This window comes from Candidatus Caldatribacterium sp. (genome assembly GCA_014359405.1).
GTDB lineage: Bacteria > Atribacterota > Atribacteria > Atribacterales > Caldatribacteriaceae > Caldatribacterium > Caldatribacterium oleiphilum.
Genome location: JACIZN010000172.1, coordinates 1 through 2,621, shown reverse-complemented (window position 1 = coordinate 2,621; position 2,621 = coordinate 1). Strand labels below are relative to the sequence as shown.

Genomic DNA, 2,621 nt, shown 5'->3' with positions numbered 1-2,621 from the left:
ACTTTGGGAGAAGAGATTGTACCGCTCGGCAATTTTGTGCTGGAGTCGCCGCACAAATGCGTTACGGGGAGCAAGCTCAATCGGCTCTCCAAGTTTCAGGACCTGGCGGGCTGCCCTCTCAGCCTCAAGAAGCCCGGACTCCTCAGGCTCCCCAGAACCCTCTGAATACCCGAAGAGATCGTGAACAAATTTCTGAATCTGGTTATAGGTGTTACTGCGGACAACATGAACGGGGATTCCCCGATTTTCTGCCTCCCGGATTTTACTCCCTCGCTTCCGGTATCGGCTCTTCAAGGTCAGAACAAGATCGGCTCTGTTGAGGTCGTCCACAATCTCAAGAGGCGCTTTTGCCTGAGCAATGGCCCGTTGCATGTAGTTCTTGCTGATGGCGAAAAGGTACACCCGGAGGAGGCGTCCCTCGGGAACACCAGTTGCCCTCTTTGGAGTTTCAACCTGACTCAAGACGCGCTCTTCCTGCGGACGACGTTCCGCCACCTGCACCATTCCTTCCTTCGTCCTCCGACGAATTTCTGGTTGCGGATCGTACCCCCTGAGCAAGAGGTCCACCGCCTGCGCCGTGTCGTGGTAGATGGCAACAGTGTCACGGTCCCGCAACTCGACAACAATATCAAAAGTCGGCACCGCTTTGCGCTCGAGAATGGCCTTCTGCGTTCCTCTTCTTCGCGCCTCCTCGTCACTCAGAATGACCGACTGGATTCCGCCCACAAGGTCGCTCAGCGTCGGATTGAAAAGGAGATTTTCAAGGGTCGTTCCATGGGCTGTTGCGATGAGCTGCACCCCCCGCTCAGCAATAGTCCGAGCAGCCCTTGCCTCTTCCTCCCGCCCGATTTCATCAACGATAATGACCTCAGGCATGTGGTTTTCCACGGCCTCGATCATAACGTCGTGCTGCCGCTCAGGCGAAGACACCTGCATACGCCGTGCCCTGCCGATAGCAGGATGTGGGATATCACCATCCCCAGCAATCTCATTGGAGGTATCTACGACAATGACCCGTTTCTGGAACTCGTCGCTTAAAACCCGCGCAACCTCTCGGAGCTTGGTGGTCTTTCCAACCCCTGGAGGACCAAGGAGGAGGATGTTCTTTCCGGATACGATGACATCCCGGATAATGTCAATGGTCCCGTACACCGCTCGCCCAACCCGAAGGGTAAGGCCAACAATGTCCCCCAGCCGGTTCCGAATGCAGGAAATGCGATGGAGCGTCCGCTCGATACCTGCTCGGTTGTCTCGGGTAAACATCCCCACCCGTTGGACCACGTAATCTATGTCCTCTCGCTCGATTACCCGGTCCGAGAGAATGGCAAATCCCTTGCTGAAACGAACCTCAGGAGGACGCCCAAGGTCCATGACGATTTCTATAAGGTCATCAGTATTTTCCTGTTCCTCCAAGGCCTTGCGAATATGGGGAGGCAAGACCTCGAAGAGTTTATCGAGATTATCCACTACACCCTGAAATTGTTCTGCCATCGATATCGGATTCCTCCTTCAATCTTTCCTTTCCCCTGAGGAGAACCAAAAGAAACACTTTTTATTTCCAAAAAGCATTCCTATTATAACAAGTAGACCCTCTCTTCCACTCCCTCAAAATAGGTATAATGGGAGAAAGATGAAGATCCTTGCGCTCAGTGACCGGGTAGACCCTCGAATCTACAGCTCCTTTTGCAAAGAGCGGTTTGGGGATGTCGGCTGCATCATTTCCTGCGGCGATCTCCCTGAGTACTATCTTGACTTTGTGGTTTCCACCCTCAATGTGCCTCTCTTTTTCGTTCATGGAAACCACGATGCCTCCTCGGGAAAAGAGTCCGTAGCCGGTGGGACCAATCTCGACGAAAGAGTCGTCTGGTACCGGGGAATTCTTCTTGCCGGTCTTGAAGGCTGCTACTGGTACAATGGACAAGCACACCAGTACACCGAGCGTGAGATGTACTGGAAGTACCTCCGCTTGGTGCCGAAACTCCACTGGGCTCGTCTCAGGTACGGAAGGTACCTCGACATCTTCGTAACCCACGCTCCTCCTCAAGGAGTGCATGAGGGGAAGGATCTTCCCCATCGGGGATTCGCTACCTTCACTCACCTTATCCGGAAGTACCGCCCAAAGTACCACCTCCATGGCCACGTCCACCTCTACAATGCCAACGAGAATCCCGCTGAGAAACTCTTCGAAACCTGGGTCATCAATTGCTACGGGTACCAGGTCATCGAAATCGTTGACGAACAAAGATGAGAACACATGTGGTACAATGGAAAGAGGTTCTTACTGGTGATGCGATGTGTCTCGTTCGCTTCTACAGAAAAAAGAAGAACTCCTTGCAGAGATAAAGCAAGAGGTTGAGCAATGCACCCTTTGTCCCCTCGCAAAAAGTAGAACCCAGGTGGTCTTCGGCGAAGGGAACCCCGATGCCCTCATCATGTTCATCGGTGAAGCACCTGGTGAAGACGAAGACCGCACGGGGCGACCCTTTGTCGGAAAAGCAGGACAACTCCTGACCAAAATTCTCCTCTCAGTAGGCATACAAAGAGAAGAGGTGTACATAGCAAACATGGTTAAATGCCGACCTCCTAGGAACAGAACTCCCACCCTCGAGGAAGTCGAAACC

The 2,621-nt window shown here is 53.0% G+C and carries 3 protein-coding genes; 2 read left to right on the top strand and 1 reads right to left on the bottom strand.

The window, feature by feature from the left end; genetic code table 11:
* A partial coding sequence (locus H5U36_09980; GenBank protein MBC7218433.1) for an AAA family ATPase occupies positions 1-1,491 on the bottom strand: 1,491 nt, incomplete at its 3' end.
* Between the two features lie 139 nt (positions 1,492-1,630).
* Between H5U36_09980 and H5U36_09975 the strand changes: the two genes are divergently transcribed.
* Both H5U36_09975 and H5U36_09970 read left to right on the top strand, forming a co-directional pair.
* Entirely contained in the window at positions 1,631-2,248 is a 618-nt protein-coding gene (locus H5U36_09975; protein ID MBC7218432.1) for a metallophosphoesterase, read from the top strand.
* Positions 2,249-2,294: 46 nt separating this feature from the next.
* A partial coding sequence (locus H5U36_09970; protein ID MBC7218431.1) for a uracil-DNA glycosylase occupies positions 2,295-2,621 on the top strand: 327 nt, incomplete at its 3' end.

What these genes read in the sequence shown, in the direction of transcription:
- H5U36_09975 (MBC7218432.1), top strand. Translation starts at nt 1,631, where the DNA reads ATGAAGATCCTTGCGCTCAGTGACCGGGTAGACCCTCGAATCTACAGC.